The 24,512-nt window shown below is 47.1% G+C and carries 25 protein-coding genes; 10 read left to right on the top strand and 15 right to left on the bottom strand.

The genetic code is table 11. The features are described from left to right. Positions 1-50: 50 nt before the first annotated feature. Entirely contained in the window at positions 51-1,199 is a 1,149-nt protein-coding gene (locus tag F752_RS0107845; protein WP_017731179.1) for a trans-sulfuration enzyme family protein, read from the bottom strand. Between the two features lie 203 nt (positions 1,200-1,402). Here F752_RS0107845 and murQ point away from each other — a divergent pair, with 203 nt between their 5' ends. Next, on the top strand, positions 1,403-2,221 hold the full coding sequence (murQ, locus tag F752_RS0107840; RefSeq protein ID WP_026135596.1) for an N-acetylmuramic acid 6-phosphate etherase: 819 nt from the start codon (positions 1,403-1,405) through the stop codon (positions 2,219-2,221). Then, positions 2,208-2,774 (top strand): hypothetical protein, encoded by a 567-nt coding sequence (locus tag F752_RS0107835; protein ID WP_017731177.1) that lies wholly within the window; start codon positions 2,208-2,210, stop codon positions 2,772-2,774. The genes murQ and F752_RS0107835 overlap by 14 nt, the downstream gene beginning before the upstream one ends. A gap of 52 nt (positions 2,775-2,826) precedes the next feature. Here the strand turns inward: F752_RS0107835 and F752_RS0107830 are convergent, their stop codons facing one another. Together F752_RS0107830 and rimO are read right to left on the bottom strand one after the other, a co-directional pair. Continuing rightward, positions 2,827-5,526 carry a PAS domain S-box protein gene (locus tag F752_RS0107830; RefSeq protein WP_160164092.1) on the bottom strand — a complete coding sequence of 900 codons (2,700 nt, stop codon included), beginning with the start codon at positions 5,524-5,526 and terminating at the stop codon, positions 2,827-2,829. Positions 5,527-5,739: 213 nt separating this feature from the next. Beyond that, positions 5,740-7,053 (bottom strand): 30S ribosomal protein S12 methylthiotransferase RimO, encoded by a 1,314-nt coding sequence (gene rimO / locus F752_RS0107825; RefSeq protein WP_017731175.1) that lies wholly within the window; start codon positions 7,051-7,053, stop codon positions 5,740-5,742. A 108-nt stretch (positions 7,054-7,161) separates the two neighbouring features. On the opposite strand from rimO, the gene F752_RS0107820 reads away from it, so the two are divergent. Further along, the gene (locus F752_RS0107820) at positions 7,162-8,076 is read left to right on the top strand and encodes a DUF6452 family protein (RefSeq protein ID WP_152425068.1); all 915 of its coding nucleotides are present in this window, start codon (positions 7,162-7,164) and stop codon (positions 8,074-8,076) included. Between the two features lie 28 nt (positions 8,077-8,104). Beyond that, complete coding sequence (locus tag F752_RS0107815; RefSeq protein WP_017731173.1) at positions 8,105-8,788, top strand: DUF6048 family protein; 684 nt, start codon at positions 8,105-8,107, stop codon at positions 8,786-8,788. Positions 8,789-8,987: 199 nt separating this feature from the next. On the opposite strand, the gene ftsY is transcribed toward F752_RS0107815, so the two are convergent. The 5 genes from ftsY to F752_RS26225 all read right to left on the bottom strand — a co-directional run bounded on the left by ftsY (position 8,988) and on the right by F752_RS26225 (position 11,048). Next, positions 8,988-9,956: a signal recognition particle-docking protein FtsY gene (gene ftsY, locus F752_RS0107810; protein WP_017731172.1), complete on the bottom strand. Its 969-nt coding sequence runs from the start codon at positions 9,954-9,956 to the stop codon at positions 8,988-8,990. A 94-nt stretch (positions 9,957-10,050) separates the two neighbouring features. Next, on the bottom strand, positions 10,051-10,200 hold the full coding sequence (locus F752_RS25760) for a DUF4295 domain-containing protein (RefSeq protein WP_017731171.1): 150 nt from the start codon (positions 10,198-10,200) through the stop codon (positions 10,051-10,053). Positions 10,201-10,202: 2 nt separating this feature from the next. Continuing rightward, positions 10,203-10,385 (bottom strand): 50S ribosomal protein L33, encoded by a 183-nt coding sequence (gene rpmG / locus F752_RS0107800; protein WP_017731170.1) that lies wholly within the window; start codon positions 10,383-10,385, stop codon positions 10,203-10,205. A 32-nt stretch (positions 10,386-10,417) separates the two neighbouring features. Then, a complete protein-coding gene (gene rpmB, locus F752_RS0107795; RefSeq protein ID WP_017731169.1) occupies positions 10,418-10,657 on the bottom strand; it encodes a 50S ribosomal protein L28 in 240 nt (79 codons plus the stop codon). A 226-nt stretch (positions 10,658-10,883) separates the two neighbouring features. Next, on the bottom strand, positions 10,884-11,048 hold the full coding sequence (locus tag F752_RS26225) for a DUF5522 domain-containing protein (protein ID WP_160164091.1): 165 nt from the start codon (positions 11,046-11,048) through the stop codon (positions 10,884-10,886). Positions 11,049-11,188: 140 nt separating this feature from the next. On the opposite strand from F752_RS26225, the gene rocD reads away from it, so the two are divergent. Continuing rightward, a complete protein-coding gene (rocD, locus tag F752_RS0107785) occupies positions 11,189-12,466 on the top strand; it encodes an ornithine--oxo-acid transaminase (protein WP_026135595.1) in 1,278 nt (425 codons plus the stop codon). A 95-nt stretch (positions 12,467-12,561) separates the two neighbouring features. Here the strand turns inward: rocD and serS are convergent, their stop codons facing one another. After that, positions 12,562-13,836 carry a serine--tRNA ligase gene (gene serS / locus F752_RS0107780; protein WP_017731166.1) on the bottom strand — a complete coding sequence of 425 codons (1,275 nt, stop codon included), beginning with the start codon at positions 13,834-13,836 and terminating at the stop codon, positions 12,562-12,564. A 279-nt stretch (positions 13,837-14,115) separates the two neighbouring features. On the opposite strand from serS, the gene rho reads away from it, so the two are divergent. The 3 genes from rho to corA all read left to right on the top strand — a co-directional run bounded on the left by rho (position 14,116) and on the right by corA (position 17,852). Beyond that, positions 14,116-15,981, top strand: coding sequence for a transcription termination factor Rho (rho, locus tag F752_RS0107775; RefSeq protein ID WP_017731165.1), 1,866 nt, complete (start codon positions 14,116-14,118; stop codon positions 15,979-15,981). A 119-nt stretch (positions 15,982-16,100) separates the two neighbouring features. Then, positions 16,101-16,643, top strand: a complete 543-nt coding sequence (locus F752_RS0107770) for a dihydrofolate reductase family protein (RefSeq protein ID WP_017731164.1) — start codon at positions 16,101-16,103, stop codon at positions 16,641-16,643. Positions 16,644-16,727: 84 nt separating this feature from the next. Continuing rightward, complete coding sequence (corA, locus tag F752_RS0107765) at positions 16,728-17,852, top strand: magnesium/cobalt transporter CorA (RefSeq protein ID WP_017731163.1); 1,125 nt, start codon at positions 16,728-16,730, stop codon at positions 17,850-17,852. Positions 17,853-17,941: 89 nt separating this feature from the next. On the opposite strand, the gene F752_RS0107760 is transcribed toward corA, so the two are convergent. Further along, positions 17,942-19,153: an NAD(P)-dependent oxidoreductase gene (locus tag F752_RS0107760; protein WP_026135593.1), complete on the bottom strand. Its 1,212-nt coding sequence runs from the start codon at positions 19,151-19,153 to the stop codon at positions 17,942-17,944. 117 nt (positions 19,154-19,270) lie between these two features. On the opposite strand from F752_RS0107760, the gene F752_RS0107750 reads away from it, so the two are divergent. After that, positions 19,271-19,870 (top strand): methyltransferase family protein, encoded by a 600-nt coding sequence (locus tag F752_RS0107750; RefSeq protein WP_026135592.1) that lies wholly within the window; start codon positions 19,271-19,273, stop codon positions 19,868-19,870. A 58-nt stretch (positions 19,871-19,928) separates the two neighbouring features. Here F752_RS0107750 and F752_RS0107745 read toward each other — a convergent pair whose 3' ends face one another. From F752_RS0107745 to F752_RS0107725, 5 genes are all read right to left on the bottom strand, one after another. Continuing rightward, positions 19,929-20,711, bottom strand: a complete 783-nt coding sequence (locus tag F752_RS0107745; protein ID WP_017731159.1) for a TIGR00266 family protein — start codon at positions 20,709-20,711, stop codon at positions 19,929-19,931. A gap of 18 nt (positions 20,712-20,729) precedes the next feature. After that, on the bottom strand, positions 20,730-21,005 hold the full coding sequence (locus F752_RS0107740) for a hypothetical protein (RefSeq protein ID WP_017731158.1): 276 nt from the start codon (positions 21,003-21,005) through the stop codon (positions 20,730-20,732). A 7-nt stretch (positions 21,006-21,012) separates the two neighbouring features. Further along, the gene (gltX, locus tag F752_RS0107735; protein WP_017731157.1) at positions 21,013-22,545 is read right to left on the bottom strand and encodes a glutamate--tRNA ligase; all 1,533 of its coding nucleotides are present in this window, start codon (positions 22,543-22,545) and stop codon (positions 21,013-21,015) included. 287 nt (positions 22,546-22,832) lie between these two features. Continuing rightward, complete coding sequence (locus tag F752_RS0107730; RefSeq protein WP_017731156.1) at positions 22,833-23,309, bottom strand: hypothetical protein; 477 nt, start codon at positions 23,307-23,309, stop codon at positions 22,833-22,835. Next, entirely contained in the window at positions 23,309-23,689 is a 381-nt protein-coding gene (locus tag F752_RS0107725; RefSeq protein ID WP_017731155.1) for a RidA family protein, read from the bottom strand. The genes F752_RS0107730 and F752_RS0107725 overlap by 1 nt, the downstream gene beginning before the upstream one ends. A 55-nt stretch (positions 23,690-23,744) precedes the next feature. On the opposite strand from F752_RS0107725, the gene F752_RS0107720 reads away from it, so the two are divergent. Continuing rightward, positions 23,745-24,437, top strand: coding sequence for a 3-hydroxyacyl-CoA dehydrogenase family protein (locus F752_RS0107720; protein WP_017731154.1), 693 nt, complete (start codon positions 23,745-23,747; stop codon positions 24,435-24,437). The last annotated feature ends 75 nt before the right edge of the window (positions 24,438-24,512 follow it).

The following is a 24,512-nucleotide window of genomic DNA, read 5'->3' as shown; positions in this document are numbered from 1 at the left end:
AGAGTGAATAAATTGTTTTGCGGAGCTGCTGTAAGGAAGAGATTCCTTAATTAAGCATTCATCGCCTGCCGGATATCCGCAATAATATCTTCAGCGGCTTCAATTCCTACTGAAAGCCTTAGGAGAGTATCGGAAACGCCGGCGGCTGCACGCTCTTCGGGCGACATTTTCACATGTGAGGTTTTGGCAGAGGCGCAAATAAGGCTTTCCACTCCCCCCAGGCTCAGGGCGGGCAGAATCATCTGGAGGCGGTCCAGGAATCTTTCTGTACTGGCGGCATCGCCTTCCAGCTCAAATGAGAGCATGGCACCAAAGCCTTTCATTTGCCGACGTGCCAGCTCGTGTTGCGGATGGGTGGGAAGGCCAGGATAATTCACCTTCCGAATTCCTTCCTGCTTCTCCAGCCATTCTGCTACCTCCAGGGCATTTTGAGTCTGGCGCTCCACCCGCAGCGAGAGCGTCTTCATGCTTCTTTCAATAAGCGCACAGGTTTCAGCATTTAAGCTGCCGCCCAGGTTGATGGCATGCTTGCGCAGTGGCTTCATTAATTCGCTACTGCCCACCACGGCTCCAAAGCAGAGGTCGGAATGGCCTCCCAGATATTTAGTGCCGCTGTGCATAATGAGGTCAATACCAAATTCCGCCGGCTTTTGGTTTATGGGAGAGGCAAAGGTGTTGTCAATGGCGGTAACAATTCCCCTTTCTTTTGCCAGCCTGGTCACAGCGGCTACATCTGTGAGGCGGAGAAGGGGGTTTGAAGGAGTTTCAAGATAAATAAGGCGGGTATTGTCCTGCAGGGCAGCGGCAAAGCTTTCGGGTTCAGTAGTGTCGGTAAAAGTATAGCTTATGCCAAAGCGGGGAAGCTCATTAGTGATGAAGGCATAGGTGCCCCCGTAAATTTCTTTCGATAGCACCAGGTGGTCGCCCTGCCGGAGGAGGCCAAAAATAATAGCACTGATGGCTGCCATGCCGGAGCTAAAGAGCAGGCCTTCTTCCACCTGTTCCAGCGCACAGAGCTTTTGTACAATGGCCTTCTGGTTAGGCGTATTGTAATAGCGGGGATACTGATTTTCCGGGGTGCCCCGGTAGCCAAAGGCCGAGGAGGTATGTATGGGTGTGTTAGCGCCTTGGATGGCCGGGTCTATCTGGGTGCCGGTATGTACGCAAATGGTAGCGGCAGTAGTGGCTTGTTTTTTCATCTTTTTGCAATAAGTGCATCAAATTACAAAAGATGCTCCGAAATCCCACCAGGCGGCAGGCATTTCCTCTTATATTTGACAAGTATATTTGTATAAATAGTTTGGTGAAAAGGAAGAAGGCCTGCGGACTCCAGTACCAGTATAAGATTGGAATCCTACCTCTTTTACCTGAAAAACGTATAACAGCAAAAGTTAATAACCCCATGAGCATTACCGAATCATCCTCCAATTATAATAACCTTGATAAAATGAGCGTGCGTGAGCTGCTCGACCATATTAACCGCGAAGATCAGAGTGTGCCGCTGGCTGTGCAAAAGGCCCTTCCGCAAATAGAAGCGCTGGTAAAGGAAGTGGTTGAGCGGATGCGGCAGGGCGGGCGGCTGTTTTACATCGGTGCCGGCACCAGCGGGCGGCTGGGTATTGTCGATGCTTCGGAATGTCCACCTACATATGGTGTGCCGCACGACTGGGTTATCGGGCTGATTGCCGGGGGAGATGCCGCTATTCGCAAGGCAGTGGAATTTGCCGAGGATGATGAAGAAGGTGCGTGGCGTGATATGGAGCCCTACAAACCTGTACCATTAGATACCGTAGTGGGCATTGCCGCCTCCGGCCGGACTCCTTACGTCATCGGGGGTCTCCGGAAGGCACGGGAGGCTGGCCTGTTAACTGGCTCCATTACCTGCAATCCTGGTTCTGCGGTGGCTGCTGAAGCGGAATATCCTGTAGAAGTAATTACGGGACCGGAATTTGTAACAGGTAGTACCCGCATGAAGGCCGGGACTGCTCAAAAGCTGGTGCTGAATATGCTCTCTACCTCGGTAATGGTACAACTGGGGCGTGTGCGGGGCAATAAAATGGTTGATATGCAATTAAGTAACCATAAACTGGTAGAGCGCGGAACCCGGATGATTATGGATGAGTTAGGAGTCGAAGAGGAGGAAGCCGCCAGGCTGTTGCAGGCCCATGGCTCTGTCCGCAAAGCAGTAGATTATTACCAGAAGAGAGATGCACGAGATTGAGCCATTTTATAGCTGGCTGAAATACTACCAGGTAGATGAAGACCAGTATTCCCCCTATTTCGGTAAAGAATATAATTATGAACTTTATACCGATACCATCTACAATTACTATATCGATCCTGCCTGGGACTTCCTCGGCTCGGAAACGCTCTATTTTAAAATACTATTTGCCGATTACGAGCGTGGCTTTGTGGTGATGGAGTTTATAGGGGAGTGGAACGATGCCATTAATAATGATATAATGCACCTGAAACGTAATATCGTCGACCATTTTACCCGTTACGGAATTAACAAATATATTCTGATAGGCGAGAACATCTTGAACTTCCATGGCTCCGACGACTGCTATTACGAGGAGTGGTTCGAAGATGTGGAAGATGGGTGGATTGCAGCCGTAAACTTCCGCGACTTTGTACAGCACGAAATGAAGGTGTACAATGTCGACAACTATATTAACCTTGGCGGCAGCCTGAATATTGAAAACTGGCGAACCTTAAAACCCCAGCATTTCTGCGACCTTGTGAGTCAGTTGATTGTACGCCGACTGGGTTAGCTAAAGAATAAAAGAGGAGGGAGCTATTGGCAGGTATATAAAGAAACCTGCTCTACTCTCCCTGTCTGTCCTGCTTCCTATCCTCCAGCTCGTCTACTTCGAAGGTCTTGTTCACGATTCGGTGAATTACTTTATCGAGCTGCTGGCTTACATTGAGGAGGTGCTGGAGAATTTCCTTGTTAAAAGACGCTTCAGGGAAGCCGTGGTCGTAGAGGCTAATAAGGCCTAGAATGGAAGCAACGGGGCCTCTTATTTCGTGAGAGCTGATCCAGGCAATTTCTTTTAACTGCTCGTTCTGTTGCTGTAGTCTTTGTTCGAACTTTTTCCTCTCTGTTATATCGGTTTCTATCGCTATAAATTTAATGAGCTTACCATCTTCGTCGAGCACAGGCGAAATATCCATTCGTACCCAGTAGGGTGTTCCATCTTTGCTGTAGTTTATTATTTCTTCCGAGAATTCCACTTTCTGCTCCAGCAGGCGGCGAATTCGAGTAATGGCTTCGGGATCGGTTTGTGGGCCCTGCAAAAAGTTACCCGGTCTCTTTCCTTTTACCTCTTCAAGCGTATAGCCGCAAAGCTGGCTAAAAGATTCGTTTACCCATTCTATGTAGCCATCTTTGTCGGTGATGATGACGCTGTTTTGGGTTTTCCTTGCTACGAGTGAAAGTTTTTTAATCTCTTCCTGGTACTCCCGTTCCTGGTGAATATCCTGTATGGCACCTATCATTAGCACCGGCATTTCATTCTCGTTGTAAATAACGTAGCCCCTGTCCAGTACAAATCGATAACTACCATCGGCAGCCTGAAAGCGGTATTCAGCTGTCCATGCTCCTTTTTTCTGCTCTATATGGTTGTGGATGCCATTTACAACGCTGTCGAAATCATCGGGATGAATTTTACTCTTCCGCCATTCAGGTGTATCCTGTACCTCCATTGTAGAATAGCCGAAATTGCGGAATAGTCCATCGTTCCAGCGGACCTTCTGCTTCAAAAGATCCCACTCCCATATGGTGTCGTAGGTTGCTTTGGTTAAAGTATCGAAGCGAAGCAGGGCCTGCTTTACTTCCAGTTCAGTCTTTTTCTTCTTGCTTACATCCCTAAAATAGCCGGAGAGGCCATCCTGGTAAGGGAAAAGATTCACTTCCAGCCATTTATTAAGCTGGGTGGAGTACTCTTCGAAACGCATGGGAACCCCCTCTTCCAGGGCAGCTTCCAGGTAGGGGTAAAATGGACTGTCGGTCATAAATGGAAGCACTTCGAGCAGGTACAGCCCCTGTACCTCATTTCTTTTTTTACCTGTTAATCGCTCAAATTCCTTATTTACCTTCAGCAGTTTCCAGTTCAGGTCCATATTAAAAAAGCCTTCGCCAATGCTGTCGAGTACAAGGTCGAGGCGGCGGGTATACTTCTGGAGGTCGAGTTCAGCTCTCTTTTGCGGGCTGATGTCGCGGCCTAAGCCCTGGATAACGCTTGTTGTGCCCTCTTTGCCGGCAATTCCAACGAACTCCCAGCTGCTCCAGTTAATATTCCCTTCTTTGTCTGGCATGGGTATTTCCAGTACAACAATCTGCTCAGGGTTTTCCCGGCAAAAGCGCGCTGCCTTTTGGTATTCCGCAAGATCTTCGGGTAAAACCATTTGCTCAAAGGTGGTGGCCTTGAGCTCCTCCATTGTAAAACCGAATTTTTGAAGAAAGCGTGGATTGGCATAGGTATAACCTCCTTCCGGCTCTATTCTTACAAGGTAGCTGCTGTAGGAATCGATTAGCGAACGGAAAAGCTGCTCACGTTGGATAAGCGCCTCCTCTGTCTTCTTTTTATCGCTTATATCATAACCAATCACAAAAAACTCTTCAATTATCTGCTGGTCATTCTTTACCGGAATTATTTTGGTGTCAATCCAAAAAGCTTTTTGTGCTCTGTTAGCAACCTTTATTTCGCCCTGCCAGATGCGCCCCTGCTGAACAGTGTGTACAATACGTGCTTTTCGAATGGGTGAAAACTCGTTCCAGATGTCTTCATGAATTTTTGGCTGATAAAAATCCTCTTCGCCAATCTGAAAAATGCTGATGAACTTTCCATTCATAAACTGTACTTCCCCCTCACGATTAAGTCTTAGTACAATGGAAGAGGCAGAAAGCGCCTTGCGGATGTTCTTTAACTTATGGTTAAGATCTTTGATTTTAAGATGAGCCCTGTGCTGTACGTCGATATTAAGAGCCAGTACCAGCCGGTCCGCTACACCATTAAAAGTAATTTGTCGGGAGGAAATTTGCGTGTAGAACAACTCACCATCTTTCTTTTTATGGCGGATTACCAGCTTATCTTTAAAGGTTCGAAGAGGAGGAGCCTGGAGGAGCGCCTGCTCCAGTTGAGGAACATCTTCGTCTGCTATGAGCTCTTTTAGATTCATGCCAGTAAACTCTTCCCGGCTATAGCCATATATTTCCATGGCAGCTGTATTGACGGCCAGTATCTCGAGGTCCTGCTGCTTAAAAATCCACATGGGCTGTGGATTGTCTTCGAATAGCTGGTGGTACTGAGCTTCAGAATATTTTACCTTGGCAGGTCTTCCCCGGGCGATAAAATAGAGCAATAAGCTGCTGAGAATGATGAGTAGAAGGATGTTGAGCAGGTGCGGGAAGTCAGTTTCTTCAGCAACAGGGCCATACAGGGAAGCCTGGTAAGTGAAAATAAACCAGGTGATAGCAATTAAAAAATAGGCAACACTGATAACGAAAGGTAATCTTTTCATAAAAATGCTCATACTCCGGGTTCTTTTAGCCTATTGCCTGTGCGCTCACTACCGGCTGAAGGAGGAGGTGAGCGGAGCAGAAACCGGGTTTAAGTAAATATATTCTTTTTCATATTGATTCTGAATAAGTTAATGAAAATACCTGTTTTATCTGTATAAAACAAAAAAGCCGGCTACATAAGCCGGCTCTTGATATACTAGAATCAGGGTTTATTATTGGGCGGGTTCTCCGTAAAGGTCAAACTCCGTTGCCTCTGTAATGGTAATCTGGGCGAAGTCGCCAACGCGCAGGTAATGCTGACTGGCATCTATCAGCACTTCATTATCTACCTCGGGCGAATCAAATTCCGTGCGGCCTATATAGTTGCCGCTTTCCTTGCGATCGATGAGCACTTTAAAAGTTTTTCCAAGCTTTTCCTGGTTTAACTCAAAGCTAATGCCTTCCTGCAACTCCATAATCTCATTGGCGCGGGCCTGCTTTTCCTCCTCCGGCACATTGTCTTCCATGCTGTGGGCATGGGTATTTTCTTCGTGCGAATAGGTGAAGATTCCAAGACGTTCAAAGCGCATCCTTTCCACAAAATCGGCCATTTCCTGGAACTCGGCTTCTGTTTCGCCGGGGTGGCCGGCAATTAAGGTGGTGCGCAGGGCAATACCCGGTACTTTTTCGCGAATGGTATGGATAAGCTCCTCCTGCTTTTCGCGGGTGGTACCGCGGCGCATCTTTTTGAGTACACTGGTGCTGCCATGCTGCAGCGGAATGTCGAGATAGTTGCAAATATTGGGGTGCTCTCGCATTACATCAAGTATATCGAGCGGAAAGCCTGTGGGGAAGGCGTAGTGCAGGCGTACCCAGTCAATGCCGTCCACATCGGCCAACTGCTGCATCAGTTCTGCCAGGTTGCGTTTTTTGTATAAATCCAGGCCGTAATAGGTGGAGTCCTGTGCAATGAGCAGTAGTTCTTTGGTGCCATTTTTTGCCAGATTTTGTGCTTCCTTTACCAGCTCTTCAATCGGCCGGCTTACATGGCCACCCCGCATCAGCGGAATAGCGCAAAAAGAACAGGGGCGGTCGCAGCCCTCGCTTATCTTCATATAAGCATAGTGGCTGTGGGTAGTAAGAATTCGTTCCCCCACCAGTTCATGCTTATAATTGGCTTTAAGCGTTTTCAGGAGGCGGGGAAGATCGCGGGTACCGAAGTAGGCATCGACCTGTGGAATTTCCCTTTCCAGGTCATCTTTATAGCGCTGGCTCAGGCAGCCCGTTACATATACTTTTTCTACCACCCCGGCTTCCTTTGCATCTACATACCGAAGAATGGTGTCGATGCTTTCCTGCTTGGCATTATCTATAAAACCACAGGTATTGATAACTACAATATTGGCTTCGTCATTTTCAGCTTCGTGGGTGGCCTCAATCTGGTTTCCTTTGAGCTGTGTCAATAGCACCTCAGAGTCGACCAGGTTTTTGGAACAACCCATGGTAATGATATTGACTTTATTTTTTCTTAAGGTTTTTGTTTTCAAAGCTTTCCTCTTCTAAATCCGGCAAAACGCAAAAATAACATAAAAATAGGTAAGAATGGTTTCCGGTATCGTTCCATACTAAAATATTCCTTTAAATTTGTACGCTGTATGCAAGAGCTATCAATTAAAATCAGTTGCCGAATCCGTTCCCTTTTGTCGGTTATTCTGCTGGCAGTTGGCTTGCTGGCCTGTGAAGCAGAAGAATCCTGCGTTTCCTTGTCGACGAACCGCCTCAGGCCCGGCTTTTTTATGCTGAACGAGCGTGGCGAAGCAGTAGCGGGTGCTTATAATTTTGAAGAAGTACGAGCCATTGGCAGCGACAGCATTTTTTACCGAATAAACCTTGGTGAACTGCAGGATGGGCAGGAGGTGAATGCTTTTGGTATTCAGGGGCTGGACCTTTCTTTGAACCCTAAATCGGATTCTACTATTTTCGTCTTTGGGTATGGAGCGCTTAGCGATACACTTGCCGTAAAGTATGAAAGAGCTTTCCGGATGATATCTCCGGATTGTGGTCTTGAAATTATGTACAGCGGCCTGGAAGTATACCGCCACACCTTCGATAGTGTGCAGGTGCTAAATGAGAAACTGGAGGTCGCCGCCACCTCAGTTGATATCGCCATTTACAGCGACAATCCCTGCGAAACATTTTCTACCAATCAGCTCGAATCCGGCTTTTTTAATCTGGAAGAAGGGGAGCTTGTTCCGGCAAGAGTGGCATTTGAAGAAATTAGCACGGTGGAGACAGACAGTGTATTTACCATTGGCCCGGATGGAGGGCTTCCTCTGCTCCTGAACCCTCTTGGAAACAGAACCACCTTTATTTTTGAAGGCTCCCGGGAAAATGATACTGATACTCTGCAGCTCACCTATACACGTACCGGCAGTATACTTTCGCCGGAATGCGGACTGGATATCCGCTATTCGCAGCTGGAAATAGCCAAAAGCACTTTTGATAGTGTGAGTATTTTAAATACAGAACTTAAATCTACCGAAGGTCTTGATGTGCAAATATTTAAGTAGTTTACTAACTATCTGTTTTCTGAGCCTTATGCCCGTTCTGGCATTTGGGCAGGAGGAGCCACTGCTGGAAAAGGATAGCCTGGAGGTGCCTGAGGTGCCGGCAGCTGCCGGAGATGTTGAGGTGCCCGAAGACAGTACGTTTGACTTGCGACCGCAGGGGCTTCGTATAGGAGTAGATGTTTCTCATCTGGTAGGGCAGTTAGTGGACCAGGATGGGCGGTTTTATGAACTGAAGGCCGATGTTATCTTTGGTCGTTATCTTCTTTCTGCTGATTGGGGAACCGGCAGGCGGTACAGGTCTGAAGACGGGCTGGACTACCGAAGCTCAGGAAGCTACTTCAGAATTGGGCCGGATGTAAACTTTGTTGCCGACAACGATGACCTTAATGCCCTTTTTATCGGGCTGCGCTATGGGCAAAGCTTTTACGAGGAAAGGCTGGTAACTTCTTTTTCAGATCCCACCTGGGGATCTTTTCCGGTTACACCTGAGCGACAAACAAGTGCCTTCTGGTTTGAGGGGGTGGCTGGCCTGAAGGCCAGGATCTGGAAGGGCCTTTTTATGGGCTATACCCTGCGGTACAAATTTGGCTTAAATGTACAGGAGCAGAACTCCTTTATCTCCTATGAGGTGCCGGGTTTTGGTAAGGTTGGCGACGGCGCTAACTTTTCTTTCAGCTATCACCTGTCTTACCTGATTCCACTGGGCTTTTAAGCAGTTGGGGACCTGTTTGGTCACTTTATGCTGTCTTGTTTTCAAAAGATTACATCCTTTAAAAGGTGATGCATTGCTTATCAACTGCCTTCAACTGTTTTCCCACCTAGTGTCGAATGTCCCTTGTATGTCGGGATGTTTTAGATAAAAAAAAGCCGGCTTTTAAACCGGCTGCGTATTCTTTCTTGGTTTGGAACCTTTATCTTTTAAAGAGGGAGTCAACAAAATCTCTTCGGTTAAAAACCTGCAGGTCACCTACCTTTTCACCCACCCCAATATATTTTACCGGTATTTTAAACTCGTCGGATATACCAATCACCACTCCACCTTTAGCGGTGCCATCGAGTTTGGTAATGGCAAGGGAGCTAACTTCTGTCGCTTTGGTAAACTCGCGGGCCTGGTTCACTGCATTCTGTCCTGTGCTGCCATCGAGCACCAGCAGTACTTCGTGTGGTGCTTCGGGCACAAATTTCTGAATAACGCGCTTAATCTTTGAAAGCTCGTTCATCAGGTTCACCTTATTGTGTAAGCGGCCGGCGGTGTCGATAATAACCACATCGGCATTATCGTCCATTCCCTGCTTAACGGCATCGAAAGCAACGGAAGCAGGGTCGGTATTCATACCATGCGATACCACGGGCACGCCTACCCGCTCTCCCCACAGGATGAGCTGGTCCACAGCGGCAGCACGAAAGGTATCGGCAGCCCCCAGTACTACTTTCTTATCGCGGGCTTTAAACTGAGCGGCTAACTTACCAATGGTCGTGGTTTTTCCTACGCCATTTACGCCTACCACCAGAATTACGTAAGGTCTTTTAATGCCGGCAGGGATGCCAAAGTCATCAAGATCTTCGGTATTATTTTCTGCGAGTAGATCGGTTACTTCCTCCCGAAGAATTTCATCGAGCTCAGCGGTGCTTACGTATTTGTCGCGTGCTACCCGCTCTTCTATTCGCTCAATTATTTTGATGGTAGTGCCAACGCCCACATCCGAAGAAATAAGAATTTCTTCCAGCTCGTCGAGCACTTCCTCATCGACCTTGGCTTTGCCGGCAACTGCCTTGCTAAGTTTGGAAAAAAAGTTGTCTTTGGTCTTTTCCAGCCCCTTATCTAAGGTTTCCTTTTTTTCTTTCGGACTTTCCTTAGAGAAAAAATCAAACAGGCCCATAGTTGTATAAATTAAACCTAAACTGCCTTAATATAACAAAAAAGTCCCGAATAGGCGGGACTTCTTAACTAATTTATATGCTTTTGCAGAATGCTTATTTTAAAGCTTCTTTCACGTCGTCAACCGGCACAATCTCTTCTTTGAATGTGTATGCTCCGGTTTTAGGAGACTTAACCGCCTTAATCACTTTGGCGAATCCTTTAGCCTCTTTGTTCTTTAGTGTTGCTACTACCTTCTTAGCCATGATTATTTAATTTCTTTGTGAACAGTCATCTTCTTCAGATTTGGGTTGTATTTCTTCAACTCAATTCTTTCAGGAGTGTTTTTTCTGTTTTTAGTAGTGATGTAGCGGGAAGTTCCTGGTACATCAGTAGTTTTCTGTTCGGTGCACTCAAGGATTACCTGAACTCTGTTACCTTTCTTAGCCATTATTCTTTTGTTTTATCAGCTTTCCTGAGAAGTTAGACCAGTACGTTGCCGTTTTCGGCAGCTTTTTTCAATACAGCCTGCAGGCCATTTTTGTTAATAGTCCGCAGTGCAGAAGTCGACACTTTAAGAGTGATCCAGCGGTCTTCTTCCGCCAGGTAAAAGCGCTTTTTCTGAAGGTTAGGGTAAAACCTTCTTTTTGTCTTGTTATTCGCGTGCGATACGTTGTTACCTACTCGAGGTCTTTTTCCTGTAATTTGACAAACTCTGGCCATGACTTATATCTTAATCCAATTCGTAAATACTATTTCTTCAAATTAGTCTGCAAATATCGGAAATGTTTTTATAAAAGCAAAGCTTGCAGGAGAATTTAGATGGAAGATTTGAGTCATGGACAAGGGCTAACAGAGCAATAGGGGGTGAGGAGGCTAAGTGGGATGGCTGGCGGCTTCAGTTTCTGAATCTAAGGGTATCTAAATTTCCGGCTTCCAATTTCCTGTTTCATTTCTTCTTAAACCCCCAGGGGCAGTGCCGGCAACCGCTCCGGCAGCAGTAGCCCCTGCGGAGGTGGTACTGTTCGGTAAAGACCATTAGTCCCTGCTCATTAAAATAAAAATCTCCCTCCTGCAGAGCTGGTAACGATTGCGGTTTGCTTTTTTTGCTCATCTGTTCTTTTTGTACTACGGTGCAGTTTTTACTATCTTTACCGCTCCTCAAAAATACAAATATAAAAAAAACCAGTGCGACTTTTTGCTGGCATAGCCGGCGCCTGGATATACATTTCTAAATATTTTAAATTTACCAGTATGCAAACAACCATTAATTCGAGCAAGCAAGCCATGGAGCTTGAAGACCAGTACGGCGCCCACAATTACCATCCATTGCCGGTTGTGCTGGCCAAAGGCGAAGGGGTATATGTGTGGGATGTGGAAGGAAAGCGTTACTACGACTTTCTCTCGGCCTACTCTGCCGTTAACCAGGGGCATTGCAACCCTCGTATTGTAAATGCACTGAAGGAGCAGGCTGAAACGCTGACTCTTACCTCGCGTGCTTTTTATAATGATGTGCTGGGAGCATACGAAAAATATGTAACAGAATACTTCCACTTCGACAAGGTGCTGCCTATGAATACCGGGGCCGAGGCGGTGGAGACAGCGATAAAGGTTTGCCGTAAGTGGGCTTATGAAAAAAGAGGTGTTCCTGAAAATGAGGCCAAGATAATTGTTTGCCAGAATAACTTTCACGGACGCACCACCACGGTAATTTCATTTTCGAACGATGAGGTGGCCCGTAAAAACTTCGGGCCTTATACCCCCGGCTTTATTAAAATTCCTTACGACGATATTGAAGCGCTTGAAAAGGTGCTGAAGGAAGAGAAAAATGTAGTTGGCCTGCTTGTGGAGCCCATTCAGGGTGAAGCAGGGGTATACACGCCTGCCAATGATTTTGTGCGTCGTGCCAAGGAGGCCTGCCATCGGCATAATGCTTTATTTATCGCCGATGAGGTGCAGACGGGGATTGCCCGTACCGGAAGCCTTTTGGCTGTTTGTGGAGACTGTAGCTGCGAAAATAAGTGTGAGCGCCAGCCTACCTATACTAAGCCCGACATCCTCATTCTAGGAAAAGCGCTTTCCGGAGGTGTTTACCCGGTTTCAGCTGTGCTGGCCGATAATGAGGTAATGGAGGTGATTCAGCCGGGGCAGCATGGTTCTACCTTTGGTGGTAACCCGCTTGGCTGTAAAGTAGCCATGGCTGCGCTGGATGTAGTGCAGGACGAAAAGCTAATGGTAAATGCTCGTAAACTTGGTAAGCTATTCCGCGAGCGTATGCAGGAGCTGGTCGAAAAATCCGACCTGGTTAAACTGGTGCGTGGCAAAGGCCTGCTGAATGCAGTGGTAATAAACGATTCGGAAGACAGCTCTACCGCCTGGGATTTGTGTGTGGCTCTGAAGGAAAACGGATTGCTGGCAAAACCAACCCATGGAAATATCATTCGCTTTGCCCCTCCACTGGTGATGACGGAGGAGCAGCTCCATGAGTGTTGCGATATTATTGAAAAAACGATTAACGAGTTTAAGAAGTAAGCAACACTTAAAACTTGTGTAAAAACAGAAAGGCCAGTCCATGAAATAAGGGACTGGCCATTTTTGTGTTATAAAAAAGTGTTGATGGAATTTATTTAAATCTTCTCGAAACCGCAGTAAGGGCGCAGTACCTTTGGTATGTTTATACCGTCTTCCGTTTGGTTATTTTCCAGAATAGCGGCCAGTATGCGCGGCAGGGCGAGTGCGCTTCCGTTGAGGGTATGGGCCAGCTGAGTGCCTTTGCCTTCTGTTGGCTTGTAGCGGAGCTTCAGACGGTTGCTCTGGTAGGTTTCGAAATTCGAAACAGAGCTTACTTCCAGCCAGCGTTCCTGAGCTGCGCTCCACACTTCCATGTCGTAGGTAAGGGCGGCGGTAAAGCCGAGGTCACCTCCGCAAAGGTTTAAGATACGGTAAGGGAGTTCCAGTTTTTCAAGCAGACCGATAATGTGTCTCCGCATTTCTTCCAGTACTTCGTAAGACCGATCCGGGTGGGCAATCTGCACAATCTCTACCTTATCGAACTGGTGCAGGCGGTTAAGGCCGCGAACATGCGCACCCCATGAGCCTGCCTCGCGACGGAAACAGGGCGTATAGCCGGCGCATTTTACCGGAAAGTCATCTTCCTTTAAAATTACATCGCGGAAAATATTGGTAATAGGTACCTCCGCCGTAGGAATCAGGTAAAGGTTGTCTTCGGTAGCGTGGTACATTTGCCCGTCCTTATCGGGGAGCTGACCGGTGCCGTAGCCGCTGTCTTCATTTACCAGCAGGGGTGGCTGAATTTCGGTATAGCCGGCGGCAATGGCCTCGTCGAGAAAATAATTGATGAGGGCACGCTGCAGGCGGGCTCCTTTGCCTTTATAAACAGGAAAGCCGGCGCCGGAAATTTTATTGCCAAGCTCAAAGTCAATAATATCGTATGTTTTAATAAGCTCCCAGTGAGGCTGAGCCGTAGCAGGCAGGAAAGGCTTTTCGCCCGCTTCCACCACCACCTCATTGTCGTCGGCGCCACTGCCTTCGGGTACGCGCGGGTGGGGAACATTAGGGATGGTGTAGAGTAAACGTGTGAGTTCCTCTTCGGTGGCAGAAAGTTTATCGCTGAGTTCCTTGCTCTGGCTTTTAGATTGTGCAGCCTCAGATTTGGCTTTTTCGGCTTCCTCTTTTTTGCCCTCTTTCATGAGCTGTCCTATCTGGCGGGCCGTATTATTGGCTTCTGCCAGTATTTTGTCCAGTTGCTGCTGTGTATGGCGACGCTCTTCATCGAGCGACAAAACTTTTTCAATGGTTTCTTCGGCTCTGGCAAACTTTTTTTTCTTCAGGCCGGTTAAGACAGTATCCTTATTATCTTTAATGTAAATAAGTTGTAACATACTAAGTTATTGATTACCTTGCAAAAGGTTGTAAAATTAGCGTATTTTTTCAGCAATTGAGACTTAATGGAAGGTTTTTTAGGCGTGCTTAAATAAAAATTGGAAAGCTTGCTTATTGTCCGTCATCTGCATATAATTGCACTTTCTTTAACGCACTTTGCTTCCAGAGCACACGTAGAAATCATTTCTTAGAAAACACTTAGTCATTCTTTTTAGATTAATTATTAATCACCTTTATCCAATCGAGGTCGTTCCTGACTTTATGTCTAACACCCTATTATGTACAAAATTGAAGAACTAAATCTTAGGCTTCTTTCCGAGTTGAAAGAAATTGCGGAGGAGATGGGCGTACAAAATTATAAGAAACTGCCCAAGAAAGAATTGATTTACAAGATTCTGGACCACCAGGCAGTAAACCCCGAATCTGCCCTCCCTAAAAAGAAATCAGCCCCGCAAGATACCCCAGCAGCTGATAATGCCCCCGAGAAGGAATCTGCGCAGAACCAGGACAGGAAAGAAAATAACCAGCGTGGTGACGCCCAGCGTGGTGACGCTCAGCGTGGTGACGCTCAGCGGGATGCCGCACAACGCCCTGCCGCCCAAAGAGGCAAAGACGAGCGGGCTACTGAAGCCCGCCCGGCCGAACAGCGTACCCCTGCCCAGCAGCAGGAGAGAAACCGGATTATGAAGCGGGAAAATGTGGCCCCGGTAGTGGAAGAGGAAGAAGGCACTGCAGTAGCAGAGGAAGAGCAGCCACAGCAGGACCGAAGCAGCGGCGGCGGACGCAACAATGATTCTAATCGCCGTAGTAACGACAAAGATAAAGGTCGTCGCCCGCGGAAACCGGATAACAACAGCAATAACAATTACCAGGACAAGCGGGATTCCAGTGATGGAGAAGACAAAAATCAGTCTAACCAGGACCGTAATCAACCGAACAACAATCAACCTCAGTCTCAGAAGCCCCAGCATAGTAAGCAGCAAAATGCTCCGCAGAAACGCGACCAGCCAGCCGCTAACATCAAGGATTTCGATGGCCTGATTGAGAACGAAGGGGTGCTTGAGATTATGCAGGATGGCTACGGCTTCCTTCGCTCCTCCGATTACCATTACCTTGCCTCTCCCGACGATATTTACGTTTCTCCTTCCCAGATAAAGCTCTTTAACCTTAAAACCGGCGATACGGTGCGTGGCTCAATCCGCCCGCCGAAAGAAGGAGAAAAGTATTTTGCCCTGCTGCGTGTGGAGACCGTAAACGGGAAAACAACAGAAGAGATACGCGATCGAATTGCGTTTGAGCACCTAACACCCCTGTTTCCGCAGGAAAAACTAAACCTCAGTACTGCCCCTAATAACTATTCTACCCGAATACTAGACCTTTTCTCTCCAATAGGAAAAGGCCAGCGTGGTATGATTGTGGCGCAGCCAAAAACAGGTAAAACCGTTCTGCTGAAGCAAATAGCCAATGCCATTGCCGAAAATCATCCGGAATGTTACCTGATGATTCTGCTGATTGACGAACGCCCTGAGGAAGTAACGGATATGGCCCGCAGTGTAAAGGCAGAAGTAATTGCCTCTACCTTCGACGAGCAGGCCGAGCGTCATGTTAAAGTTTCGAGTATTGTATTACAGAAGGCCAAGCGTATGGTTGAATGCGGGCACGATGTGGTAATTCTGCTCGACTCTATTACCCGCCTTGCCCGTGCGTACAACACCGTAGTGCCTTCGTCCGGTAAAATCCTTTCAGGTGGTGTGGACGCCAATGCACTTCATAAGCCTAAGCGTTTCTTTGGTGCGGCCCGTAATGTGGAAAATGGTGGTTCCCTTACTATTATCGCAACGGCGCTCATTGAAACAGGCTCTAAAATGGATGAGGTAATCTTCGAAGAGTTTAAGGGTACCGGTAACATGGAGCTTCAGCTCGATCGGAAACTGGCTAACAAAAGGGTATATCCTGCTATTGATGTTCCGGCTTCCGGCACCCGCCGCGAAGACCTGCTCATGGATAAGGATGTGCTGTCGAAGGTATGGATACTCCGTAAGTTTATGGCCGATATGAATTCGAATGAAGCCATGGAGTTCCTGCTCGAAAAAATGAAGCATACCCGCGACAATGAAGAGTTCCTGGTGTCCATGAACGGATAAGAAGAAATAAAAATAATTTAAAAAAGCAGCTATTGTGAGATGGCTGCTTTTTTTGTTAAGTTTCATTTAGCGATAGTTACACCTATGTCAGGAAGGATCACGGGCAAAAATATCTGAAAATGAAGAACAGGAAACTAATTGTGTATATAGCCACCTCCTTAGATGGGTACATAGCAAAGCCAGGTAATGATCTGAGCTTCTTAGACCGCGTTCAGAAAAAAGGAGAGGATTATGGGTACAATAACTTTATATCTACAGTTGACTGTGTCATTCTCGGAAGAAAAACATATGACTGGGTGATGGGCCAGGTTCCTGAGTTTCCCCATACCAGCAAGGAAATATATGTTATTACCCGTACCGACAGGCCTAAAGAAGGAAACATCAATTTCTATTCAGGCAGTTTAAAGGAGCTGGTAAACCGGCTTAAAAAAGAGCAGGGGAAGAATATATTCTGCGACGGTGGGGCAGAGGTGATAAATGAACTCCTGAGGCTCGAGCTGATTGACGAATTTATCATTTCCATTATTCCTGTTTTAGTCGGCAATGGAATAAAGCTATTCCAGGATGGGCGTCCCGAGCAAGGTGTAGAGCTTATTTCTGTAAAACAATTTGATACAGGACTTATTCAACTTCATTATAAAACAACTAAAAAAAAGAGGTGAAGAAGCGCCATCAGATGCCTTATGCTTTTTAAATTCATTGAAATGAATAAAAAGCCCACCTCCATAATTCAATACTATTACTGAATGTCTAAGCCCAAGCAAAAGAAAAGTGCCGCCAAAAAGGCTATACACACCGCCCGCCATATGGGGCGCTTCTTTAAAAACAGCTCTAAAAAGGTAGGGATGCCGCCCGGCTCCCTTTATTATACAGGAACCAGAACAGTTGAGCCGGTAAATATTAGTCTCTTTAATTACGATGGCGAAGGGTTAGAAGAGGTCGAGCTGCAAACTGCCGAAGAAACTTTCTCCTACCGGGATGCCACCAAAACCAGCTGGATCAATATTAACGGGGTGCATGATGTAGAACTGGTAGAAAAGGTGTGTAAGCATTATGGCATTCATCCTTTAACTATCGAAGATATTGTCAGTACCGATCAGCGACCTAAAATAGAAGAGGCCGAAGGATATATTTATGTGGTGCTGAAAATGATGGAATATGATACAGAAAAGGAACGGGTACAGATGGAGCAGGTAAGCCTGCTGCTGGGTAAAAACTTTGTCCTTTCTTTCCAGGAGCGGGAAGGCGACACCTTTACGCCTGTGCGGGAACGCCTGCGGGCCGGGAAGGGCCGTATAAGAACCCGTGGGGCCGACTACCTGCTCTATGCCCTCCTCGATACAGTGGTTGATAACTATTTCGTAATAATGGAAAAAGTAGGAGACTCCATGGCCGAACTGGAAGAACGCCTGCTTGTGAATGCCACGAAAGATAATTTCGATGCAGTTTATAACCTAAAGCGCGAAATGCTGGCAGTGCGACGCTCTACCTGGCCCCTGCGGGAGGTGATTTACAAACTGGAGCGGGAAGATTTTGCCATCATTCAGAAGGAAACGCAACTATTTGTACGCGATGTATATGACCATATGATACAGGTTATTGATACAGTCGAAACGTACCGCGACCTGCTCTCCGGCATGGTCGACCTCTATCACTCTACCGTTAGCACCCGCACCAATGATGTAATGAAGGTGCTCACTATTATCTCCACCATCTTTATTCCGCTTACTTTTATTGTAGGGGTATACGGGATGAACTTTGAGTATATGCCGGAACTCCAGTGGAAATACGGCTACCTTTCTGTCTGGATACTGATGCTGCTGCTGCTGGGAGGAATGGTGTATACTTTCAGAAAGAAATCATGGTTGTAAGGAGCCTGCGGGGCAGAGAAAAGAACAGGCAAGGCAGCAGGAGACATGACAGGATAAGCAGGGGAATCAATTCTGCCTCACACTATATTTTAATCCTGTTCATTTACATAAGATTGCAGGTACTCGTAGCCGGGGCATAGTTTTCCATTATCTGTTATAGTAGCGCGTTTAATAATATTGCGGCTGTCTTCTCCCAGCAGGTAAGGGAGGACGTGTTCCATTAACTGTTTGCCAAAGTTCTCCGATGCGTCGCGGGGAAGCTCGCAGGGAAGATTATCGATGGCCATTATGGTTAAGTTGGCCGGGTCGGATAAGGGAGTGGTAACAGCCTCTTTTGCTGGATCATAATCGTAGAGCGGCTCGGCTATGGTGCTTGCTTTAAGGGTACAAGGCACGGAGCCTTCTATGTCGCAGGTAACATCAGCAATAACTTTAATTTTGAAGTCTTCTTTTTTAATTTCTTCTCTGGAGAAAAGAACGGGTGCTTTAGGGTTCCAGTAAGCGGCGGCAATGAGCAGGTCGGTTACCCGGGTGTACTTGGCAAAATCAGCATCATAAAGCCATGGATTCTGGTGATATTCCTCTCTGTTATAATCCCCGCCATCGCGGCGAAGGTGATAGTCCTGGCTGCGGAGCTGGGTAAATACAGCTTCCTGGAACTCATTATCGATAAACGCTGCCGGTTCTACCTGGCGGATTTTCATTCCTTTCAGCACTTCAATGGCTCCGCCCGCTACTCTTCCGGCGCCGGTCACAGCGATTTTAATTGGCGGAAGCTTTACTTTAGAATATTCTTTCTGTAGCTCCTCCAGATTGAAGCAGTTACTGGCCCTGTGGAGATCGAACAGGTTAAACCGCTTGCCCCAGGCCCAAATACCATTGTAGGCTCCCACAATGCCTGCCCAGCGGCCAAAGCCAACCAGTCGGTTCCCGTTTTCATCTGTTAACTTTTCATAATCAATCAGCCGGATGTTCTTTTTCAGGATCTCCTGCAGCATTTTGCGGTTATAGGGCTGCTTTTTAATGGTGTGAGAGAAGAAAAGATAGGTTTTACCGTCTATCAGCTGTTGTACGGGTACCTCTTTAATACCCAACAGTATGTCGCAGTCATTTACCTGTTCCTGCACGGCAATGCCAGCCTCGGAATATTCGTGGTCAGGATAGCAGCGGGCAGCACTTTTCTGGACTACAACCTGTACCTGAGCATATGCATGGCTGAGCTTCTTTGCCTGGGCAGGAGTTAGCGCCACGCGGCGGTCGTTAGGCTGCTTTCCTTCTCTAATTAGGGCTAATTTTAGCATACAGTTGGGTAGCGGGTTAAAAAGGTTTGTACCTTTAGGCAGGTACATATTCTAAAAACTGAACAGGAGCAGCATTTGGCTGTCCCTTTATGGGCGCATCAAATATAATAATTTCGAATGAAGGCAGCATATTTCCTATTGGCAATTCTCTGGCTAGGCTACTTTTCTTTGCACAGTCTGCTGGCACGCCAATGGGTCAAATCAATTATGAAGCAGCGGCTCAATATGTCCGCCACCAATTACCGACTTGCCTACTCTTCGCTGGCGTTTCTGGGGCTTATCGGTATACTGTACTATAACTTTCTGATTTCAGGTGAGAGGTGGTTCCCGCCCTACACACTCACTCGTTTTGGAGCGCTTGTGCTGGCAAGCTGGGGAGTAATCGTTATTCGCTTAAGCTTCAGGCAATATAAGCTAAAGGCTTTTCTTGGGCTTGAGCCTGAGGAAAGAGGTGAACAGCTACAAACAGAAGGATTGCTGGCTTATGTCCGGCACCCGATGTATGCCGGGACTATTTTAGTTGCCCTGGGGTTCTGGCTTTATGTGCCGACTACCGCCAACCTTATCACCAGCCTTTCTATTGTGGTGTATATCCTGATAGGCATTCAGTTGGAGGAAAGGAGCCTGGAAGAAAAGTTTGGTACGGAATACCTGGAGTATAAAAAAAGGGTACCAATGCTGATACCCTTTTCAAAGAGGCCAAAAGGCCATATTTAGTTTTCTGATAAGCAGTTTTGTAGCGCTTCTTTACAGTAGAATGGTTTGAAGATCAAATCTACTCCTCAAACAAGCCGCCCAGAATAGAGCTGCTTCCTTTGTCGCTGTTTTTGCCGTGTGGCAATAAGACGTCAATTAGTTTACGGATAGGCATAGACTGCAGCCATACTTTTCCGGTACCGCGGAGGGTTGCCAGAAAGAGGCCTTCGCCGCCGAACACCATACTTCTGAGGCCGCCGGTTCGCTGAATGTCGAAGTCGATTGTGGGCTCAAAAGCGACTACGCAGCCGGTATCTACCCGCAGGGTTTCATTATTGAGCTGTCTTTCAATAATGGTACCGCCGGCATGCACAAAGGCTTTACCGTCGCCCTTTAACTTCTGCAGAATAAAACCTTCGCCACCGAAGAAGGTGCTGGTAAGTTTTTTATTGAAAGCAATGGATACTTTGGTGCCATAAGCTGCACACAAAAATCCATCCTTTTGTACCAGAACCTCATTGTTATGCATGTTGCGCAGGTCAATCGGAATAATGGTGCCCGGGTAGGGGGCTGAGAATGCCACCTTTGCCTTACCATTAGCCGAGCGGCCGCCTTCATTGGTAAAGTGAGTCATAAACAGCGATTCACCGCTTACCATACGCGTGCCGGCCTTAAAGATTTTCCCCAGGAGGCTGTCATTCGCTTCGGAACCATCGCCCATCTTTGTTTTAAAATTAATGCCTTCTTCCATGTACAACATGGCGCCGGCTTCGGCAATAACTGTTTCCTGTGGATCCAGCTCAACTTCTACCACCTGAATGCTCTCGCCCAGGATGCGGTAATCGATTTCGTGCGACTGCATATGGTTTATTGCTAGCGATTAAGGATTTTGATCTTCGTCATCCTCCTCCTGCTGCTCATCTTTCGTTTTATTCTTCTTCTTTCGTGCTTCTTTTTCCTTAATGAACTCAAGATCTGCCCGGTCGCGCAGCTTTTTATCATCTACACTGCGGTTCAGGAACTCATTGATTTTATCGATATTCAGGTTCGATTTTATTTCGCCGAAAGAATCAATCCGTACGTCGAAACCCTCCAGTTCAGGATTTACTTTAGGGTCTTTCTTTTTTTTATCTGGTTTATCTGATTTTCGTGCCATGGCCTTTTTATTTTACTTGCAGTTGTTGCAAGGCTTGCTCCAGGCGGGCTACGGTTTCGTCTTTTCCGATAATTTCGATAATATTCATCAGGTCGGGGCCGGAACCCACGCCGGTTAAAGCAAGCCTTAGTGCCTGCATAACACGACCAATCTTTACATTGTTTCTTTCCAGCACTTCGTTAAGGGTGTTTTTGGCTGTTTCAGCATCGAGTGTCTCAACCTCCTGCAGCGAATCTTTGAACTGGCCGATAATGGTAGCCGCCTCTTCATTCCATTTCTTTTCAGCTACTTTTTCATCGTAAGTAGCCGGGCGGACAAAGAACAGGGCGCCTTCCTGCCACAGGTCGGCCGGGAATACGGCTCTCTCCTTTACCTCCACCGCTACTTTGGTAGCTTTTTCCATATCGGCGTCTATACCATTTTGCTTCAGCTGCTCCAGCAGCATTTTCCCGAGCTCCTCATCGGGCTTCTGGCGGAGGTACTGCTGGTTAAACCATTTGGCTTTGTCGATATCGAACTTGGTGCCCGATTTACCGATGCGCTCAATACTGAAGGCCTGAATGAGTTCATTCAGGGTAAATAACTCCTCATTAGTGCCGGGGCTCCAGCCAAGAAAGGCAAGGAAGTTTACAAAGGCATCGGGCAGATAGCCATCTTCGCGGAAACCGGCCACTTTTTCGTTTGATACCGGGTCGACCCATTCCAGCGGGAAAATGGGAAAGCCATGTTTTTCGGCATCGCGCTTGCTAAGCTTGCCGTTGCCATCGGGCTTCAGGAGCAGGGGTAGGTGGGCAAAGCGTGGCATACTGTCTTCCCAGCCAAAGTACTGGTACAGCAGCACGTGCAGGGGAGCCGATGGTAACCATTCTTCGCCTCTAATTACATGCGTAATTTTCATGAGGTGGTCGTCGACGATATTGGCCAGGTGGTAGGTTGGCATGCCGTCGGACTTCATCAGTACCTTGTCGTCGAGGGTAGAGGAGTGTACCATTACCCAGCCGCGAATCATATCGTTGAGGCGAATTTCTTCCTTGCGTGGTATCTTAATGCGGATAACATAGGGCTCACCGCTTTCCAGCCTTGCCTTTACTTCATCTTCGGGCAGGGTAAGGCTGTTTTTCATTTGCATGCGTGTAATGGCATTATACTGCGGGGTAGCTACCCGGGCAGCTTTCAGGCGCTCACGCATGGCATCCAGCTCTTCCGGAGTATCGAAGGCATAGTAGGCTTTCCCTTCCTCAACCAGCCGAATGGCATATTGCATATAGTCGGGCTTGCGCTCGCTCTGGCGATAAGGGCCGTAGGGGCCGCCAGTCCAGGGGCTTTCGTCCAGCTCAATACCGGCCCATTTTAAGGCATCCTGTATATACTGTTCGGCGCCGGGTACAAAGCGGGTCTGGTCGGTATCTTCTATCCGGAGAATCATTTTACCGCCGGTCTTACGGGCAAATAAATAGTTGTAGAGAGCGGTTCTTACGCCGCCAATATGTAAAGGCCCGGTAGGGCTTGGTGCAAATCGTACTCTTACCTCTTGTTCCATAAAAAATATCTGTTTGCTGCAAAATTATAAAAAATCGGTTAAGGTTAAAGGTTTAGAGGAGAGATATGAGACTTGAGACAGGAGATGAGAGACGATGGACAATAGACGTAAGACTTTAGAACCAGGAACCAAGCGTCAAGAGCCAGGGCAGGAGGTAATTCACCACTACACTCTATCGCAAAGGCAAACTCATGAGCAATAAACGGTAGCGTCTTTATCCTTAATACTGACTACTTAATACTAAAAGCAGCCACTAAGCACGAGCCACGAAAAACCATCAACCAAACCTACCCGTTCAGCGCCTTGTCCAGTGCCTTTTGGCTGCTTCGGACCTGCAGAAAAAAGTTCTTGGTGGAAATTACATAATTTATCACGCCTAATCCAAAGGAAAGGAGGGCGTAGAGGGTTTCCTGATGAACAAGCAGGAAGAAGAGGCTCAGCAACAGGCAGATGAGCGACCAGAAGATCAGGAACATGACTACACTGGAAAACATCCGGTAGCGAACGAAGAGAATACTGCCCACGGAGGTGCCTTCGATGCGCCCCGACATCAGGGGCAGGAAGTTTTCCGGGTGGCTGACCTTCCGGCTTATCCGGAAGCGGCCTTCTTTTAGCCAGCCATTGAACAGGAACTTATTTTCATTCTCCTCTGCATACTCAACCCCTTTTTCCAGCGGACGAATGGTCCTTTGAAGGCGCCGTACTGTTTCCGGGGCTTCGTATGGAAGCACAATAGTCTGCTGGTAAAAGGGGAGCAGGTGCATCAGGCCACCGCGATACAGGATATCTCTACATTTACATTTTTGGGCAGTCGGCTTACCTCCACCGTTTCGCGGGCAGGGGCATCGTCGCCAAAGTAAAGGCTGTAAGCCTCGTTAATCAGCGGGAAATCTTCGAGGTTACGGCAGAAAATGGAGCATTTAACCACATGCTCGAAAGTGAGGTCCGCCGCATCCAGCACCGCCTGAATGTTCTTCATTACCTGATGTGTTTCGAGGCTGATGTTCCCGGTAACCAGTTCTCCTGAACTGGAGTTAAGGGCAATCTGGCCTGAAACATAGAGGGTTCCGTTTTTATAAATAGCCTGGCTGTACGGGCCAATAGGTTCCGGCGCTTTTGGGGTGTGGATGATTGTTTTATTCATTTTCCTTCGTTAATTAGCGAAAAGCCTTAGTTTTACAGCCAAAATTAAGAAAAATATGAAAATACTTGCGGTAGGGAACGAACGAATATTGGCCAAGTTCAGAGAAAAGTTTGCCGGCTCATCGCAGGATGCTCCACTAGACTATCATTTTTTTTCTGAAACTGCTGATATTGCAGAGGAGCTGACTTCCGCAGAAGTGGTATTTGATTTTACCCTCGATGAGGAGCCTGAAAATATTGAACTGTACCTTGAGCATGACCATTTGCTGGTTTTTTGCAATATGCCAAAAATGAGTCTGGCTGAGGTGCAGTATTATAATCCTGAAATTGCCTGCATGCTGGTTCGCTTTAATGGCCTTCCCACCTTTTTAAACCGACCGCTCCTGGAGGTAAGCCTGCTGGAGGAATCAGCCAGGGAAAGAGTGGAAGCAGTAGGTAAGGTCCTGGGAACAGAAATAGCAGTTGTGGCCGACAGGGTAGGGATGGCTACGCCCCGGGTGATCTGCATGATTATTAATGAGGCTTTTTACACTGTACAGGAAGGAACTGCTTCACGGGAAGATATAGACCTGGGAATGAAACTTGGTACCAATTATCCTTACGGACCTTTTGAATGGTGTGAGCGGATAGGAGTAGGACAGGTATATGAGTTATTGGAGGCGATGTATGAAGATACCAAGGATGAGCGTTATAAAATCTGTCCATTACTAAAACATGAATACCTGAAAGCTCAAAAATTTGAAGCATAAAAAAGGCGGCCTATTCATGACAGGAGTGGTCGGAAGATTTTTTCTTCCGACCTTTTTATTTTTAGTGGTAACAAT

This window comes from Nafulsella turpanensis ZLM-10 (assembly GCF_000346615.1).
Classification (GTDB): Bacteria; Bacteroidota; Bacteroidia; order Cytophagales; family Cyclobacteriaceae; genus Nafulsella; species Nafulsella turpanensis.
Note: the sequence above shows the minus strand (reverse complement) of the source record. Positions and strands in the feature narration are given on the sequence as shown.

Excerpts from the sequence above, each read along its gene's own strand:
- F752_RS0107845 (WP_017731179.1), bottom strand. The coding sequence starts at position 1,199 with ATGAAAAAACAAGCCACTACTGCCGCTACCATTTGCGTACATACCGGC.
- murQ (WP_026135596.1), top strand. The coding sequence starts at position 1,403 with ATGAGCATTACCGAATCATCCTCCAATTATAATAACCTTGATAAAATG.
- F752_RS0107835 (WP_017731177.1), top strand. The coding sequence starts at position 2,208 with ATGCACGAGATTGAGCCATTTTATAGCTGGCTGAAATACTACCAGGTA.
- F752_RS0107830 (WP_160164092.1), bottom strand. The coding sequence starts at position 5,526 with ATGAAAAGATTACCTTTCGTTATCAGTGTTGCCTATTTTTTAATTGCT.
- F752_RS0107820 (WP_152425068.1), top strand. The coding sequence starts at position 7,162 with ATGCAAGAGCTATCAATTAAAATCAGTTGCCGAATCCGTTCCCTTTTG.
- F752_RS0107815 (WP_017731173.1), top strand. The coding sequence starts at position 8,105 with ATGCCCGTTCTGGCATTTGGGCAGGAGGAGCCACTGCTGGAAAAGGAT.
- ftsY (WP_017731172.1), bottom strand. The coding sequence starts at position 9,956 with ATGGGCCTGTTTGATTTTTTCTCTAAGGAAAGTCCGAAAGAAAAAAAG.
- F752_RS25760 (WP_017731171.1), bottom strand. The coding sequence starts at position 10,200 with ATGGCTAAGAAGGTAGTAGCAACACTAAAGAACAAAGAGGCTAAAGGA.
- rpmG (WP_017731170.1), bottom strand. The coding sequence starts at position 10,385 with ATGGCTAAGAAAGGTAACAGAGTTCAGGTAATCCTTGAGTGCACCGAA.
- rpmB (WP_017731169.1), bottom strand. The coding sequence starts at position 10,657 with ATGGCCAGAGTTTGTCAAATTACAGGAAAAAGACCTCGAGTAGGTAAC.
- F752_RS26225 (WP_160164091.1), bottom strand. The coding sequence starts at position 11,048 with ATGAGCAAAAAAAGCAAACCGCAATCGTTACCAGCTCTGCAGGAGGGA.
- rocD (WP_026135595.1), top strand. The coding sequence starts at position 11,189 with ATGCAAACAACCATTAATTCGAGCAAGCAAGCCATGGAGCTTGAAGAC.
- serS (WP_017731166.1), bottom strand. The coding sequence starts at position 13,836 with ATGTTACAACTTATTTACATTAAAGATAATAAGGATACTGTCTTAACC.
- rho (WP_017731165.1), top strand. The coding sequence starts at position 14,116 with ATGTACAAAATTGAAGAACTAAATCTTAGGCTTCTTTCCGAGTTGAAA.
- F752_RS0107770 (WP_017731164.1), top strand. The coding sequence starts at position 16,101 with ATGAAGAACAGGAAACTAATTGTGTATATAGCCACCTCCTTAGATGGG.
- corA (WP_017731163.1), top strand. The coding sequence starts at position 16,728 with ATGTCTAAGCCCAAGCAAAAGAAAAGTGCCGCCAAAAAGGCTATACAC.
- F752_RS0107760 (WP_026135593.1), bottom strand. The coding sequence starts at position 19,153 with ATGCTAAAATTAGCCCTAATTAGAGAAGGAAAGCAGCCTAACGACCGC.
- F752_RS0107750 (WP_026135592.1), top strand. The coding sequence starts at position 19,271 with ATGAAGGCAGCATATTTCCTATTGGCAATTCTCTGGCTAGGCTACTTT.
- F752_RS0107745 (WP_017731159.1), bottom strand. The coding sequence starts at position 20,711 with ATGCAGTCGCACGAAATCGATTACCGCATCCTGGGCGAGAGCATTCAG.
- F752_RS0107740 (WP_017731158.1), bottom strand. The coding sequence starts at position 21,005 with ATGGCACGAAAATCAGATAAACCAGATAAAAAAAAGAAAGACCCTAAA.
- gltX (WP_017731157.1), bottom strand. The coding sequence starts at position 22,545 with ATGGAACAAGAGGTAAGAGTACGATTTGCACCAAGCCCTACCGGGCCT.
- F752_RS0107730 (WP_017731156.1), bottom strand. The coding sequence starts at position 23,309 with ATGCACCTGCTCCCCTTTTACCAGCAGACTATTGTGCTTCCATACGAA.
- F752_RS0107725 (WP_017731155.1), bottom strand. The coding sequence starts at position 23,689 with ATGAATAAAACAATCATCCACACCCCAAAAGCGCCGGAACCTATTGGC.
- F752_RS0107720 (WP_017731154.1), top strand. The coding sequence starts at position 23,745 with ATGAAAATACTTGCGGTAGGGAACGAACGAATATTGGCCAAGTTCAGA.